The organism is Streptomyces sp. NPDC001068, assembly GCF_042897315.1.
GTDB lineage: Bacteria > Actinomycetota > Actinomycetes > Streptomycetales > Streptomycetaceae > Streptomyces.
Genome location: NZ_JBIAYD010000002.1, coordinates 429061 through 445594 on the forward strand (window position 1 = coordinate 429061; position 16534 = coordinate 445594).

7 protein-coding genes are annotated in these 16534 nt (G+C 72.3%); 5 read left to right on the forward strand and 2 right to left on the reverse strand.

The window, feature by feature from the left end:
• Nucleotides 1–69 precede the first annotated feature (69 nt).
• From ACFY3I_RS07140 to ACFY3I_RS07155, 4 genes are all read left to right on the forward strand, one after another.
• Nucleotides 70–1221 carry an alpha-lytic protease prodomain-containing protein gene (locus ACFY3I_RS07140; RefSeq protein ID WP_390860100.1) on the forward strand — a complete coding sequence of 384 codons (1152 nt, stop codon included), beginning with the start codon at nt 70–72 and terminating at the stop codon, nt 1219–1221.
• 241 nt (nt 1222–1462) lie between these two features.
• The gene (locus tag ACFY3I_RS07145; RefSeq protein ID WP_390859735.1) at nt 1463–1870 is read left to right on the forward strand and encodes a PPOX class F420-dependent oxidoreductase; all 408 of its coding nucleotides are present in this window, start codon (nt 1463–1465) and stop codon (nt 1868–1870) included.
• Nucleotides 1871–1918: 48 nt separating this feature from the next.
• On the forward strand, nt 1919–2800 hold the full coding sequence (locus ACFY3I_RS07150; RefSeq protein ID WP_390859737.1) for a class I SAM-dependent methyltransferase: 882 nt from the start codon (nt 1919–1921) through the stop codon (nt 2798–2800).
• A 344-nt stretch (nt 2801–3144) separates the two neighbouring features.
• A complete protein-coding gene (locus ACFY3I_RS07155) occupies nt 3145–10110 on the forward strand; it encodes a glycoside hydrolase domain-containing protein (protein WP_390859738.1) in 6966 nt (2321 codons plus the stop codon).
• Between the two features lie 71 nt (nt 10111–10181).
• On the opposite strand, the gene ACFY3I_RS07160 is transcribed toward ACFY3I_RS07155, so the two are convergent.
• Nucleotides 10182–11000: an oxygenase MpaB family protein gene (locus ACFY3I_RS07160; RefSeq protein ID WP_390860101.1), complete on the reverse strand. Its 819-nt coding sequence runs from the start codon at nt 10998–11000 to the stop codon at nt 10182–10184.
• 303 nt (nt 11001–11303) lie between these two features.
• Here ACFY3I_RS07160 and ACFY3I_RS07165 point away from each other — a divergent pair, with 303 nt between their 5' ends.
• Entirely contained in the window at nt 11304–12209 is a 906-nt protein-coding gene (locus ACFY3I_RS07165) for an AraC family transcriptional regulator N-terminal domain-containing protein (protein WP_390859739.1), read from the forward strand.
• A 145-nt stretch (nt 12210–12354) separates the two neighbouring features.
• Here the strand turns inward: ACFY3I_RS07165 and ACFY3I_RS07170 are convergent, their stop codons facing one another.
• On the reverse strand, nt 12355–16431 hold the full coding sequence (locus tag ACFY3I_RS07170; protein ID WP_390860102.1) for a beta-galactosidase: 4077 nt from the start codon (nt 16429–16431) through the stop codon (nt 12355–12357).
• Nucleotides 16432–16534 lie beyond the last annotated feature (103 nt).

The window sequence follows — 16534 nt, forward strand, 5'->3', positions numbered from 1 at the left end:
CGTCTGAGAGCGCTCTCACCGGTCCGATGTCCCACCCCCACACCACCGGAACGACGAAGGAGTCCTCCCCTGAGACGCACCACAGCCCTGCGCTCCGCCCTGTCCGCGTTACCGCTCGTCGTCACCTGGGCGGCCGCGGACACCCTGCCCGCCTCCGCCGCGGAGACCCCGGCACACACCGCCAGGCCACCGGCCTCCGCCTCCCTGCTCTCCGCCATGCGGCACGACCTGGGACTCACCGGGGCACAGGCCGAGGCCCGCCTGGCCGCGGAGAGGACGGCGGCCGCCGTGGAACACGAGGCGAAGCGGGCCGCCGGGCCCGCGTACGGCGGCTCCTGGTTCGACCCCGCGAGCGGCACCCTCACCGTCGCCGTCACCCGAGACGCGGACACCGCCGCCGTGCGGGCGACCGGCGCGACCGTACGCCTGGTCGCGCACAGCGCGCGACAGCTCGACGCGGCCAGGGCGCGCATCGACAAGTTGCCTGCCCCGGCCGGGATCGCGAGCTGGTACGCCGATCCCGAGGCGGACGCGGTCGTCGTGAACGTCGTCCGCGGCCACCGGGACGACGACGATGTCCGCTCCTTCCTGTCCCGGGCCCGCGGCACGGCACCCGTCCTGGTGCGCACGACCGGTCGCACGCCGAGCACGCTCGCCGCCGGCCACGTGGGCGGCGATCCCTACTACACGGGCGACGTCCGCTGCTCCATCGGCTTCTCCGTGTACGGCGGCTTCGTCTCCGCCGGGCACTGCGGTCAGCCCGGCGCCGCCGTGTACGGCTGGGACGGCTCCTACGTCGGGACCTTCCAGGGCTCGTCGTTCCCCGACAACGACTACTCCTGGGTGAGCGTCGGCAGCGGCTGGTGGACCGTACCGGTGGTCCTGGGCTGGGGCACGGTCTCCGACCAACTGGTCCGGGGATCCGCCGAGGCGCCCGTCGGCGCGTCCGTCTGCCGTTCGGGCTCCGCCTCGCACTGGCACTGCGGGACCGTCCTGGCCAGGAACGAGACGGTCAACTACAGCCAGGGAGCCGTCCACCAGCTCACCAGGACCAGCGTGTGCGCCGAACCCGGTGACTCCGGGGGCTCGTTCATCAGCGGCGACCAGGCACAGGGCGTCACCTCGGGCGGCTGGGGCAACTGCGGCTCGTGCGGCGAGACCTGGTACCAGCCGGTCAACGAGATCCTCGGCAGGTACGGGCTGACGCTCCACACGGCCTGAGGCCGACCCCGGGGCGTACGGCGCGCAACCGCCGCGGACGCGCAGGCCGTCGGACCGGGCGGCGGCCGTCCACGGCGGTCCGCGCCGTGCGCCGACGGCAGCGGCCCGTCCGCACCCGCCGCTGGACCACGCGGGCCGTCACCGGCGTGTACCCGTCCCGGTCCGGGTACCCGGGGGACCTGATCACGTACGGTGAGCGGGCCCGGCGCCGGTCCACCGTCGAGGAAAGGGGCGTCCCGCCTTGTCCGACACGTTCTCGGATGATCTCAAGCAGCTCGTCGACAGCACGCCGGTGTTCGCGGTCGTGGCGACCGTACAACCCGACGGCGACTGCCAGCAGTCCGTCGTCTGGCTCCAGCGCGACGGCGACGACCTGCTGTTCTCCACGACCCTCGGCCGCCGCAAGGAGCGGAACCTGCTCCGAGACCCCCGCGTGAACATCATGATCAACCCGCCCAACGCGCCCTACACCTACGCCGAGGTCCGCGGCACGGCCGTGGTCACCACGGAGGGCGGCCAGGAGCTCATCGACCGGCTTTCCCTCAAGTACACCGGCAAGGACTACCGCGACTTCAACCCGGCGGCGGGCGACGACGCGCAACGGGTCGTCGTCCGCGTCACGCCCCGCAGGATCGTCGGGAACATCTGACGCCGCTCGCCCGAGTGGGGCGGGGGGCGTGGTGTTGAATACGGGTCCATGAGCGAGAGCGGACGCGCGGCGAGCCGGACGGCGGTACTGGTCTGCCAGGGACGGGCGGCGGCGGACGGCAGGATCGCCGCGGACCGGTTCACGGACCCGGTGGCGCTGCGGCTGCTGACCGACGCGGAGCGGGTGCCCGTGGCCGAGGTGCGGGCGGGCGCGGTACCCCAGGGCTGGCAGGCGCGGGTCGCGTTCGAGGGCGTACGGGCGTGCGCCGAGGTGGTCGTGCCGCGGACGTGCGCCATCGACGACGCCCTGCGCGCCCGGCCGGTGGGACAGCTCGTCATCCTCGGCGCGGGTCTGGACACCCGCGCGTGGCGGCTGCCCGAGCTGGCCCGCACGGATGTGTGGGAGGTCGACCATCCGGCCTCCCAGCAGGACAAGCGGGACCGGCTACGTGCCGTCGCCGAACTGCCGGACGCCGCGCGTTCGGTACGGTTCACGCCGGTGGACTTCGCCGTCGACGACCTCGGCGCCGCACTGGACGGGGCCGGTCACGACACGTCGGCTCCGACCACCTGGCTGTGGGAGGGCGTGGTGCCCTACCTCACCCGCGACGAGGTCCGGTCGACCGTCGCCGCGCTCGCCGCCAGGTCGGCCCCGGGCAGCACGCTCGTCCTCAACTACCAGGCGCCGTCGGCGCGGGCGTCCGCGGGCCGGCTGCTGGCCCGCGTGCTCAAGAGTTCCATGACGTCGGGCGAGCCGTGGCGGTCCCTGTGGACCCCGGAGCGGATGGCCGGCCTGCTGGCGGAACACGGGCTGCGGGTGGTCTCGGACGACGACCTCCACACGCTCGCGCAGAGCCTCGGCAGCCCCGCCGAACGCCGTTCGTCCCTGCGGTCGGGCAGGGTCGCCGTCGCGGAGTACCAGCGGGGCTGAGCCGCCCGGCGGCCGCGTCGGCCGGCTCCTCCCACGGTCCGCCGTCCGCCCCGACGCGGCCGCCGGCCGTGTCACATCGGCTCCGACCAGGGCGGTCTGACGTGCGGTCGGCCGGGGTCGCCCTCTTCTCGCACGGTCCGTCCACGCACCTGCTGTACGAATACTGTTTGCCCATTGCACGTTTTACCCGTGTCTTATGACGGCGGCCGTGCACGCGGCGGGGGAACCCGTGCGTCCACTGCCTTCTCGCCCCGAGTCCGCACGATCCGGGGGTCGTACGGGCTGACAACGTTGTCCCCCGACGGGCCGGACCGTGCGGTGTATCGCGACGTTGGAGAGGTTCCGTGCCTGTCAGACCCGATGCCCTCGTGCCCCGCTCGATCCCACCGAGAACCGCCCGCGGGCGAGGAAGGCCGTGGCGCGCCACCGTCGCCGCACTCCTCGCCGGCGCGCTCGGCGCCGCCGCGCTGGCGGGAGGGGGCACGGCCGTGGCCGCACCCGGCCCGGGCACGTCCGCGGGCACGTCCGGTACGGACTACACCAAGCTCGTCGACCCCTTCGTGTCGACCGCGGGCGACGACGGCAACGACATGCCGGGCGCGCAGGCACCGCACGGTCTGGCCAAGGTCAACCCGCTGACCACGCCGAACCGCAACCACACCGGGTACGACCACAACGAGACCCACATCGCCGGGTTCACCTCGACGAACCTGGACGGCGTCGGCGGCTCCGGCGGCGGCGGGGACCTGCTCGTGGTCCCGACCTCGGTGCAGTACGACAAGCGGCCCGCTCCGAGCACGTACTCCCACACGTACAGCCACGACGACGAGACCGCGACGCCCGGTTACTACCGGGCGGGCCTCGGCGCCCTCTCCGGAACCGCCTCCTCGGTGACCCAGGGACCCGGCACCATCGACGCCGAGACGACCGCGACCACGCGCACGTCGCTCCAGCGGTACCGCTTCCCGGCCGGATCCAGCCCCGAGCTCGTCCTCGACCTCGCCAACAACTTCACCAGCCGCACCCGCGCCACGATGAAGGCGACCACCCTCGCCGACGGCACCACCTCGATCAGCGGGCTCATCGCCGGGTCGTTCAACGGCGCCTCGTACAAGCTGTACTACGACGCCACCACCAACGTCCCGGTGACCTCGCTCAAGAGCTGGGGCAACGACGGGAAGCTGACCGACGCCACCAGCCAGGACGGGACCGACACCGGCGCCGTCCTCGGCTTCGACAAGTCGGCCGGCGACGACGTCGAACTGCGCATCACGCTCTCCCCGATCAGCGCCGAGCAGGCCGCGACCGACCAGCACAACGAGGTCGGCGCGCTCACCTTCGACCAGGCACGCGCCCGCACCAAGGCGGAGTGGAACAGCGCGCTCGGCGCGGTCGACGTGCGCTCCTCGGCGAAGTCCGACCCCGGGTCGACGCTGACCAAGGAGTTCTACACGCACCTGTACCGCATGTACGCGCTGCCGGTGAACGCCACCAGCACCAGCGGGACCTACCGCGGCGCGGACGGCGCGGTGCACCGGGCGAACGGCTTCACGTACTACGACGGCTGGTCGACCTGGGACGACTTCCGCAAGTACTCCGTCGAGGCGTACATCGACCCGGCCACCTACCGGGACATGATCCAGTCGCTGATCGAGCTCTTCGCCGACCAGCGCGCCTCCGGCAAGAACCTCGGCAGCCTCACCCACTCCGTGCCGACCGTGCGCTGGGAGCGCTCGGCCGTCCTGGTGGCCGACGCGCTGTCGAAGGGCTTCAAGAACTTCGACCGGCTCGACGAGGCCTACCCGGCGCTGCTGGCGTACTCCGGCTACTACACGGGCGCCCAGCTGCGCCAGGGCTACGTGTCCGGTGACCCCGGCACGACCGTGCAGCGCGGCTACGACCAGTGGGCGCTGTCCGTCATCGCCGACGCGCTCGGCAAGAAGGACGACGCGAAGAAGCTGCGCACCCAGTCCACCATGGCCATCGACAACCTGGTGAAGTCCGGCGCCTGGACGGCGGCCGACGGCACCGAGGTCGGTCTGCTCACCCCGCGCGCCACGGGCGGCGACTGGCAGAGCGCCGACTACGAGAAGTTCGAGGCGGCCGGCCTCTACCAGGGCACGCTGTGGCAGTACCACTGGTACGACGCCTACGACATGGGCGGCCTGATCAAGGCCATGGGCGGCGACAAGGCCGGCCGGGCCGCGGTGGAGCACATGTTCGGCGAGGACTCCACCGCCGACGACGGCTCGACCATGCTCCACTCCAACGCCAACGAGATCGACCTGCAGGCCCCCTACCTCTTCAACTACGTCGGCGAGCCGAGCCTGACGCAGAAGTGGGTGCGCGCCATCTACACCGGCGCCACCTGGAACCGCTACATCGCGACCGGCTCCACGAACGAGGCGCCCAGCTCCGGCGGCCAGTTCACCCCGCCGGTGAAGACGCAGGTCTACAAGCTGTCCCCGAACGGCTTCCTGCCCACCATGGACAACGACGCAGGCACCATGTCGACCATGTTCGTCGGCGCGGCGCTCGGCCTGTTCCCGGTCACCGCCGGCTCCAGCCAGTTCCAGATCGGCAGCCCGTTCTTCGACTCCACCACGATCAGCTACGCCAACGGCTCCAGGTTCACCGTGAAGGCCGACGGCGTCTCGCCGAGCGACTACTACGTGCAGAGCGCGACCCTGAACGGCAAGCGGTTCGACAACACGTGGCTGGACTACTCGCAGATCGTCTCGGGCGGCACCCTGGACTTCACCATGGGCTCCAAGCCCTCCCAGTGGGGCGCCCGCACCCAGCCCGCGTACTCGCTGAACACCGACGGCGGCGACACGGGTGACGGCGGCGCCGGAACCGGCAAGGACGGCACCGTCGTCTCGGCCGACCCCGGCACCGTCGCCACCTCGGCGGACGGCAAGGTCGACGACAGCGTGGAGCTCACGCTGTCCGGCCGGGCCTCGTTCGAGGCCCGCAAGGGCACCAGCCTCACCGGGTCCGGCGCGGCGAGCGTGACCGGCCTGCCGGACGGGGTCACCGCCGACCTGCGGGTCAGCGGCTCACGCAAGGCGACGCTCACCCTGTCGGGCAGCACCCGGACCGACGTCCGCTTCGGCGTCACCTTCCGCGACGAGGCCTTCGCCCACAAGGTGGCGGCCTCTTCCGTGACCGGCACCGGGATCTCCCCGACCGACCCGCTGCGCATCTCGGCCGCCGCGGTGCACCGCAAGACCCTGAGCACGCTCGTCGACCAGGCGTCCCAGGTCCGGGCCGGCGACTACTCCGACGGATCGTGGACCGTGTTCCGGTCCGCTCTCGACCGCGCGCGGACCGTCGTCGCCGACCCCGCGTCCGAGACCGGCACCATCATGGCCGCGGACGACGCGCTGCACTCGGCCATCGACGCGCTGACCATCGACGAGGGCGGCTACGCCGTCCTCCAGGCCGAGGCCGCCGACCAGATGGAGGGCCCCAGCCTGGTGAAGGAGGCGTACTACTCGGACGGCGACCTCGGCGGCGTCACCGAGGGCGCCTGGGAACGCTACGGCAAGCTGGACTTCGGCGGGGTCGCCCCGCGAAGCGTGTCGGTGCGCTACGCCAACTCGCAGGCGACCGACGCCAAACCGAGCAGTGTGGACATCCACGCGGGCACCGCGGACGGCCCGGTGGTGGCGACGGTCGCACTGCCCGGAACCGGTGGCTGGCAGTACTACACCACCGTGCAGGCGACCGTCACCGACCCGGACGCCCTGCTCGCCGCCAAGAGCGCGACGTTCGTCTTCCACGCCCCGTCCGGCCAGCAGTGGGTGTCGAACTTCGACTGGTACCAGTTCTCGCCGAACGGCGTCACCACGTCCCCGACGACCACACTCGCCACCCTGACCGCGGTCAACAGCACCACGACCGGCAGCGGTTCGCTTCCGCTCAACCTCGGCAACGGCATCTTCGAGAACGTGACGAACGGCGCCTGGGCCGAGTGGAAGGACACCGACCTCAAGGCCGGCGCCGACACCGTCACCGTCAGCTACGACAAGCCGCAGTCGCGGGCGGCGTCGGACTCGCACATCGAGCTGCACCTCGGCTCGAAGGACGGCGCGAAGAAGGTCGACATCCCGCTCGCCTACACGGGTTCGGGCTGGGGAACCGTCGCCACCGCGTCCGCGCAGCTCGACCCGAGCGTCTTCGCCGGCGTCCAGGACGTGTACGCGGACTTCGTCTCCGGCACCCAGACGTCCTCCCAGCCCTACGTGGGCAACGTCTACTCGCTGGCCCTGACCCGGCAGGCCGACGCGCCCGTCGGCTTCGACGCCACCGCGTGGCACGCCAACAGCGGCGGCGGGCTCAAGAGCGAGCCGGTCGGCTGGACCGGCGCGGGTTCCGCGACCGACCTCGGCGGCACCTACAACGGCGCCTGGCTCGACTACGGCGACATCGACTTCGGCACCTCGCCGAAGAGCACCATGACGATCACCTACGTCAACAACTCGGCCCGCTGCGGCACCGGTTCGGCCGTCCAGCTCTACCTGGACTCCTTCGACACGGCCAACCCCGGCACGCCGTACGCGACCGTGCCGCTGCCGGTCACCGGGGCCGCGTGGTCCTCCGGCGGGACGACCAGCCTGACGCTGCCCAAGGGGATCACCGGCAAGCACGGTGTCCACCTGCGGCTGGTCACGACCCCGGACTCCTCGCACCCGTACGTGGCGAACCTGGGCCGGATCACCTTCGCCCACGTCGACACGCCCGCCGTCACGGACCGGACCGCCCTGCGCAAGGCCATCGACCGGTACGCGGGGCTCGCCGCCGACGCCGACCGCTACAACGCGATCGACTTCGGGGTGTACCTGCGCGAACTCGCCGCCGCCCGCGCCCTCGTGGACGCGGACGACGCGACGCAGACGGAGGTCGACACGCAGACCCGCAGCCTCACCCTGGCCGCCGGCCAGCTGGTACCGCTGCCAAGACTGACCCTGGAGGACCTGGTCACCACCGCGTCGGCCCTCGACGACGACCGCTACACGGACGCCTCCTGGCAGGCGTTCACCGGGGCGCTCGCCGCGGCGAGGACCACCCTCGCGGACGACACGGCCACGGACGGCGCGCTCACCGCACGGTACGACGCCCTCAACCACGCCATGTCCCGGCTGACCACCAGGCCCAGGACGGCGCCGGCCGCGCCCGACGCGGTGTCGGCGACCTCGTCCGGCACCAGCGTGACGGTCGCCTGGTCCGCCCCCGGCGACGACGGCGGCTCCGCTGTCACCGGCTACCGGATCGCGCTCAGCGACGGCCACCGGATCAGGATCGACGACCCGGACACCCACAGCACCACGTTCAGCTGGCTGCGGGCCGGCCGGTCGTACACCGCGCGGGTCCAGGCGGTGAACAAGTTCGGCGCCTCTCGCCCGAGCGCCTGGACGGCTCCCGTGGTGACCGGCGGCGGCAAGCCGCAGAAGCCGAACGTGACCGGTGTGATCACCGACGGCAGGCAGGTCCGCGTGACCTGGCGGCCGGCCGGTGACGGCGGATTCCCGGTCATCGGCTACACGGTGGCCCTGAACGACGGAACCACCGCGCACCTGCCCGCCGGCGCGCACACCGCGCTGCTCACCACCACGGGCCGCGCCAAGGCGCACACGGCCACCGTCACCGCGGTCACCCTGGCCGGCACCTCCGACGACCCGGCCACGGCGGACCCGGCCACGGCCGCCGCCGACCCCTCCTACCAGCCCTCGCCCTTCCCGGACGCGACGCTGAAGGCGGACTACTCCTCCGACACCTGGCCGGGCACCGGCGACGGGACCGACTACTTCTACGGCCTGCTCAACGGCGTCGGCGACCTCGGCACCGGCATCCTCGCCGCCAACACCAAGGTGCCCGCGGGCACCGCGCTCACCGCCGAGAACGACAGGATCGCCGTACGCATCAACAACGCGGCGACCCAGAAGCAGGTGGACCGGGCCGAGGTCGACGCGACCAACAGCTCCACCGTCACGATGGCAGACGGTCTCGGCTCTCGCCTCGGCCAGATCTACAGCGCCGCCCTCGGCGGCGGCCGACTGCCCAAGACCAGCGCGCTGTTCGGCCGTGTCACGCAGGGCCTCGACAAGGTCGACGCGGCGAAGAACCACTACGGCTACCAGCGCCCCTACGTGCGCCTCGGGTTCGTCGGCGACGGCGGTGACGTCTACGAGTCGCAGGACGGCTCCTACGGCAGCCTCACCACCAGCGGCTCGTACCCGAGCGGCCACACCTACGGCGGCTACGAGGCGGGGACCGTCCTCGCCACGCTGCTGCCGGAGCTGGCGCCTTCGATCCTCGCCCGCACCTCGGAGTACGGCGACAACCGCGTCGTCCTCGGGTTCCACTACCCGCTCGACGTGATGGGCGGCCGCATCACCGGACAGGCCACCGTGGCGCACCGGTGGGCCGACCCCGAGTTCCAGGACCTGCTGATGCAGGCCCACACCGAGATCGAGAACGTGCTGCTCGCGCAGTGCGAGGCGCAAGGGTACGGCGACACGCTCGCGGCCTGCGCGGGCGACCCCTACGACGGCCTGAGCACGACGCAGGACGTCGACCTGTACACCCAGCGCCTTACCTACGGGTTCTCCCAGGTCGGCGAGGGCGGGCAGGCGCTGAGGACGCCGGCCGACGCGGCGGCCCTGCTGATCACCGCGTTCCCGGACCTCACCACCGCGCAGCGCACCCAGGTCCTGGAGCAGACCGCGACGGACTCGGGCTACCCGCTCGACCTCACCGCGGACGGCGGGGCCGGCTGGCAGCGGATCAACCTGGCGGCCGCGATGGCGGCGAAGGTCGTCGTCAACGCCGACGGGTCGGTCACGGTGAAGAACTACTCCGACGCCACGAAGGCGAGTGTCGCCGACGCCACGGCGATCAAGGTGGGAGGCGTCGCGATCGACGGGTTCGACCCGGACGTGTCGACCTACGTCGTCGACTGGCCGAAGAGCCGCGGGATCCCGGCCGTCTCCGCCGTACCGGCCCAGTCCGGCGCGCGGGTTAAGGTCACCGAGGGCAGCCCGGTCCTCTCCCCGAGAGGGTCGCTGTTCACCACCCGCACCATCAAGGTGACCTCGGCCAACGGTTCGGTCACCCGGACCTACACGGTGGGGATCCAGCGCACGGACCGCGACGACCGGCCGGTCCGGGTCGGCGGTGCCGTCGCGGCACCCGGCGGCTGGGCGGGCTCCGGCACGTCGGACGGCGGCCCCGGCTCCGCCGGTGGTGCCGGGCTCTGGTCACCCGCGACGGAGTGGGCGCGGACCCGCGGACTGTCCCTCTCGTAGGACACGAAGCGGCCACCCGACCTGCCGTGCCCTTCGGGGCGCGGCAGGTTTCCGCTTTTCCGGGGCAGCCGTTACGCCACGTCGGGTGTGTTCATGGCCCAGCGGATCGTGCGGGTGAGCAGCCGGCCGGCCGGGCGCACCGTGACGTCCTCGACGACCGCGAGGCGGGGCAGCCGCAGCAGGGAACGGGCCCACGAGGGCAGCAGGGTCACGGCGTTGGCCGCCAGGATGCCGTACAGGGGACGGACGGGCAGCGGCAGCGGGGGGTCAAGGAGCAGGAAGCGGGCGGCGGACCGGGCCTCGGGCGTGGCCCTCAGCTCGGGCCGGTAGCCGGCCAGCCGGGCGGACAGCTGCCGGCGGTCGCGCGGCGGGTCGACCACCCCGAGCGCCTCGGCGACCCGGGCGGTGTCGGCGACGTAGGCGTCGTAGCCACCGGGGTCCAGCGGGGCGGAGCCGTAGCGCTCGTGGGCGCGCAGGAAGCACTCCGTCTCGGCCGCGTGCACCCATCCGAGCAGGTGCGGGTCGGCGGCGTGGTACGCCTCGCCGTCCGGTGTCGTCCCGCGCACCTTCTCGTGGATGCCGCGCACCGCGGTCACGGCCGCCTGGGCGTCGTCCGCGGTTCCGTAGGTGGTGACCGCCAGGAAGGCGCTGGTGCGCTGGAGCCGTCCCCACGGGTCGCCGCGGAATCCGGAGTGTGCGGCGACCGCGGCCATGGCGAGGGGGTGCAGGGACTGCAGCAGAAGGGCGCCGAGGCCGCCGACGAACATGGCGGCGTCCGCGTGGACGGTGCGGATCGGGCTGCCGGGCACGAACCAGCGCGGGCCCGGTGTGCCGTGGATGCGGGCACGGGTGGCCGGTCCCTCGGGGCCCGCCACCCGGCGGAAGAGCATCGCGCCCAGTGAGGCACGGACGTCCGGCACCACGGCTGCCACCTTTCTCGCCTCTCGCATCGTGTCACCGGCCGCCCGGTCCGTCACCCCCGATCGCCGGCCTGGTCGCCCGGACCGGGGGCCGCGGTCGGGGCGGCGTCGGAGCCGCAGGCGGCGATCACGGTTCCCTCTTCTCGGTGGTGGAGTGCGACGGTTCCACCGAAGAGCCCTGACCTGCGGAGACGTTTGAACGATGGTCGCGGGTGGTTGCACGATCCTCGCGATCCCGGGAACGGACCGAGAGCGAGGTGCTGAAATGGGCTCATGCCCCTCGAAGAGTTCCGCAGCCTGCTGGAGCGGCACGCCCGGCCCGACTGGACCACCGCCATCGACGGTGTCCTCGTCTCGAAGGTGGACCGGCCGGACCCCCCGGCGCCCGCCATGTCCGGCACGGTGCTGGCGGTCATCGCCCAGGGCGCCAAACGCCTCGCCCTGGGCGAACGGGTCTACGAGTACGGCGCCGGCCAGTACCTGGTGGCCTCCGTCGACCTGCCCGTCACCGGGCAGTTCACCCAGGCCGGTCCCGAGCACCCGGCACTCGGGTTCGGTCTCACCCTGGAGCCGTCCGCCGTCGCCGAACTCCTGCTGCAGGCCGGCCCCGGCGATCTCCCCCGGGCCGGCGGCGGGGTTCCGTCCGGGATCGCGGTCAGCGACGCGCCGGCCGCGCTGCTCGACGCCGTGGTCCGGCTGCTGCGGCTGCTGGACGAGCCCCGGGACCGGGCCGTGCTCGCGCCGCTGGTCAAACGCGAGATCCTGTGGCGTCTGATCACCGGTGAGCAGGGCGCGACGGTACGCGAACTCGGCCTGGCGGACAGCGGTCTGAGCCATGTCTCACGGGCCGTGCGCTGGATCCGCGAGCACTACGCGCAGTCCTTCCGCGTGGAGGAGGTGGCCCGCATGTCCGGCATGAGCGTCTCCGCCTTCTACCGCAACTTCCAGGCGGTGACGGCGATGAGCCCGATCCAGTTCCAGAAGCAGATCCGGCTCCAGGAGGCCCGGCTGCTGCTGGCCACCCGTCCCGGCGACGTGACCGGTGTCGGTCAGCGCGTCGGCTACGACAACGCCTCGCAGTTCAGCCGGGAGTACCGCCGCCAGTTCGGCGCGCCCCCGAGCCGGGACGCCGCCCGGCTGCGCGACGGCACCCGGTCCCCGGCGGGCGTCCTGCCCTAGGTTCAGCGCGGGTCTGTGGAGGATCGTGCCCGCGCGAGGACCCGTCACGAAGACCGTACTCATCACCGGCAGGCCCTGCGGATACGGCCGGCGGACCGCTGTCCGGACGCGGTTCGGCTCGCCGAGGCCGGGTGACGCCGGCGGACTACCCGCACGTCAGCGCGGGTGTCCCCCAGTCCCCGTGGTCGTTGCCGTTGCCGTCGCCCGCGTCGCCGACCCGCAGGTCGATCACCTGGGCGCCGCTGACGTCGACGTCGATCGGCACGGCGGCCTGCCCGCCGCGGACGGTCGGCGTGGTGACCAGGGTCCTGCCGTCGGCGATCACCGAGAAGGTGACCGTGCCCGCACCGCCCGTCTCGTCGTCGACCCCCACGGCCGCGGTCAGCCGTGAGCACTGTCCGGCGAGGTAGAGCTGCACGTCACTGACGGAGTTGGTCCCCAGGCCCTTGGCGTGCCGGACTCCGGCGACGGTGATCGGACGGCCGTCCCCGGCCGCCTGTTCGCCGACGCTGGTGTCGCGCTCCACCGGGCCCCATCCGTTGGTGGCCGACAGGAACGGCAGGTCGCTGACCGCGCTCCGCCCGGCCGGCGGGGCCGACGGGATCCCGCGGACGATCCGCTCGTCACCGCCGGTGGCCTGCCGTCCGCCCTGCGCGTAGTCCACGGTGGCGGTGAGCGGGGAGGCGGAGGGGAGGGTCCCGTCCGGCGGCTCCACCCTCCAGGTGAAGGTGGCCGATCCGCCCGGCCGTACCCGCTCGACCGAGCCCGGGCCCGTGGCGGTCACGGTCCAGCCGTCGGGGGCGGAGAGCGAGGCCCTCAGGCGGGAGGCGGTCGGCCGGTCCTCCGGCACCCGTACCGTCGTCTCGGCCGTGAAGGCCCGGGCGGACTGCGCGGTGTCCGGCACGTCCAGGGCGACGTCCGCACCCGGGCGCTGCGGCACCGCGTACTTCCCGGCGTCGTAGCGGGGACTGTCGTTCTGCGCGACACGCAGGGACGAGGCGTAGCTGCCGTAGTCGGTGAGGGAGACCCTGCCGAGGCCGCCGGTGCTGCCGTCCAGGTTCCAGACGGCGATGGCGATGCTGTTGTGGCCGTTGGGGTTGAGGATGCCGTCGGGCACGGGGAAGGTGTGCTGCGGGCCGAGGTAGTTGACGTAGTTGCCCACCTGCCAGCCGTTCACGAAGATCGTGGCACGGTACCTGCGGGACGGGTCGTCGGTGAACGTCAGCCCGATCGAGGTGTCCTGGCCGTGCGGCAGGTCGAGGTCGGCGTCGGTGCGGTACCAGGAGACGCCGGGACGGGTGTCGGTCGTCGGCAGGGACACCTGGTCCCAGCTCCGGTCCGGGTAGCCGGGCAGGGACCAGCCGGCCCGCTCGCCGTACAGGCCGCCCGTGGAGAGCGGGCCGCGCACGGTGTCCTGGAGGTCCTCGCCACCGCGTACACCCTGCACCCGCCAGGTGACGGAGGCCAGCGGCGCTCCGGTGAGGGAGGCGCCGGTCAGGCCGCGGGCGGTCTTGTTGCCGTTGGTGGAATTGTAGTCCTCCTCGTGCCCCATGTTCACGGTGAGGACGGAGATGACGTTGTCGCCCGTGGACCTCACCGCGCCGGGCGGGAAGGTGAAGTCGGCGCCACCGGTGGTGGAGCTGCCCAGGAAGGTGCCGTTGAGCCAGGCGGAGAAGGCCTGCGCGCCGCCGCCGGAGTCGGAGACCAGGTGGACGCCGGTCTCCTTGCCGGTGGCGCGGAAGCGGCCGCGGTACCAGGTGTTGCCGGTGTGGAAGCCGTAGTCGTCCGCGTAGAGCACCGGTTGCGCGTCGCTGCCGGAGACGCTGTCGGTGGTCGCCTTGTCGGCCACCTGCCAGCCGGTGTCGTCGAAGCCGGGGGCCGCTTCGGGCGCCTCCTCGGCGTGCTTCCAGTTCGTCAGTTCCGGCAGGCGGACCGGGTCGGCCGTCGGGATGGTCCCGGTGCGGCTCGCCGTGCCGGTGGTCCGGTCGCGCACCGTCCTGCCGTTCCAGGTGACCCGGTCCGCGGCGGTGAACACCTCGATGTTCTCGTCGTCGGCGTTGTCGCCGGTGAGGGCCACGGTGCGGCCGTCGTCCAGGCTGGTCGCCGTGCGCAGCAGGTGGGTGCCGCGCACGAGCACCGGGCCGGTCGCCGTGTCCTGGCGCCAGAAGGTCTCGGCGGTGGCCTTGTCGCCGGCCAGCAGCAGGAGCGGGCGCTTGCCGTCGGCGCTGACGCTGATGCGGATCAGGCCCTTGTGCGGGTAGTCGAGGCGCAGGTCGCCGGTGGCGGCGTCCCAGGTGGTGGTGACCGTGCCGCCGGTGGCGGTGACGGTGGGCTCGGTGGCGTAGCGCAGGACGGTCTCGCCGTCGCTGCCCTGGTCGCCGTAGAGCACGGCGACGTCCCGGTCGCCGATCGTCGCACTGGTCATGATCTCCGACGTCGAGTACTGCAACTGCGCGTCACCGAGCCGGTAGTTCGCGACGATCACGTGCGAGTCGCGGCCGTCGAGGGTGATCGCGGTGCCGGGCTGCTGGGGCACGACCGGATAGGTCGGCTCGGTGGCGGTGTCGCCCGTCGGTACGTCGATGGCGTCGACGGCCACGTAGTTGTCCGTCGACCCCGAGCTGTGCGTCCCGTCGACCACGATCCTCAGGGTGTGCGCACCCGGCGCGAGGCCGGTCTTCTGGAAGAGCACGGCCTGGTACTGGCCACCGGAGTCGTCGACCGTCGCGACCTTGGTGCCGTCTAGGTAGACGTCGGCGTAGCCGTGGTTGCCGGTCTTCGAGCCGATCCAGCGGATCGCGGTGCCGTCGAACGGGACGGTGAGCGAGTCACCGGCCTTGTCGGAGAACGACTCGGTGTGCTTGTAGTCGCCGCCGGTGTAGCTGGTGTCGGCCACGTGCGACCACGAACCACCGTACTGGAGCGCGGAGTCGGGGTCGTCCCAGGTGTAGGTGGTGTCCCCGGCCGGCTGGGCGTTGAGATCCAGCGAGATGTGGGTCCTGTCGACCGCCGTGGAGGTGGAGTCGCCGTGCCGCAGGACGTGGAACTGCGTCTTCGTGTCGGGGTTCATCCGTGCGGTGTCCACGACCGCGGAGTCGTCGGGCGGGGTGGCCCTGATCGCCTCGGTCTTGGTCAGCGCGGCGACGGACTGCGTGAAGTACCCGATCAGCTTGTCCTCGTAGTACTTCGGATCGAGCTCGCGGGTCTCGCGGATCGCCGCCCCGTAGTCGTACGACGTGTAGTTCTCGGGCATGCCGAGCCAGCCCCAGTTGGTGCCGCCGTAGGTCATGTAGAAGCTCTGGGCGGTGGCGCCGACGGCGATGTTCTGCTTGTAGAACACGTCGGCGAACCGGTCGTTGATCAGCTCGGCGCACTTGTCGTAGCCGGGACCGCCCCAGGGGTCGAAGGCGCCGCCCTGGAACTCCGGTGAGTACAGCGGCCTTCCGGCCGGGTGGTCGTAGCTGATGTCGGGGACGCCGTTCCACTTCGAGGGGTTGGAGCAGTCGAAGCCCTGGGGGTAGGAGTCCGGCCCGTCCACGTCCAGAGCGCCGGTGCCGGAGTTGAAGGTGCCGTTGTTGTTGCCGGTCAGCGGGACGGTGATGCCGTCGGCGCGGGCCTTGTCCTCCAGGTGCCGCATGTAGGAACGGCCCGCGGCGGAGCCGTTGTAGTACTCGTTCTCGACCTGGTAGGCGATGACCGGCCCGGTGCCGTTGGTCAGTTGGTGGCGGGCGATGATCCCGTCGATCTGCGTCAGCCACTCGTCGGCGTACGCGAGGAACCGCGGGTCGTCGCTGCGGTTGTTACCGGCCTTCGTGGTCAGCCAGCCGGGCAGACCGCCGCTGTCCACTTCGGCGTTGATGTACGGCGCCGGGCGGGCGATGACGTAGAGGCCGGCCTCCTGGGCCATGTCGAGGAGCCGGTCGACGTCCCGCACCCCGGTGAAGTCGTACACGCCCGGCTTCGGCGAGTGGTATCCCCAGTCGAAGTACAGGGAGGTGGAGTTGAAGCCGGCCGCCTTCATCTTCTGGAAGATGTCGCGCCACAGGTCCGGGCTCGGCAGCCGGAAGTAGTGGAACTCGCCGGACCACAGGTAGGTGCGCCTGCCGTCCACGAGGAACGAGTAGCCGTCGAGCGTCACCGTGTGCGGCTGCGGACCGGCGGCCGGTGCGGCGGCGGACGGGGGACCGCCCGCGTCCCGGGCCGCGGCGGCGGGCCCGGTCATGCCCACCGCCAGGGCGATGGTCGCGACCGCCGCGAGGAGCGCCCGCCACCACCGGCGGCGAGCGGGTCTCACGACCTCTGAACGGATCCCACTGCCCCGCACT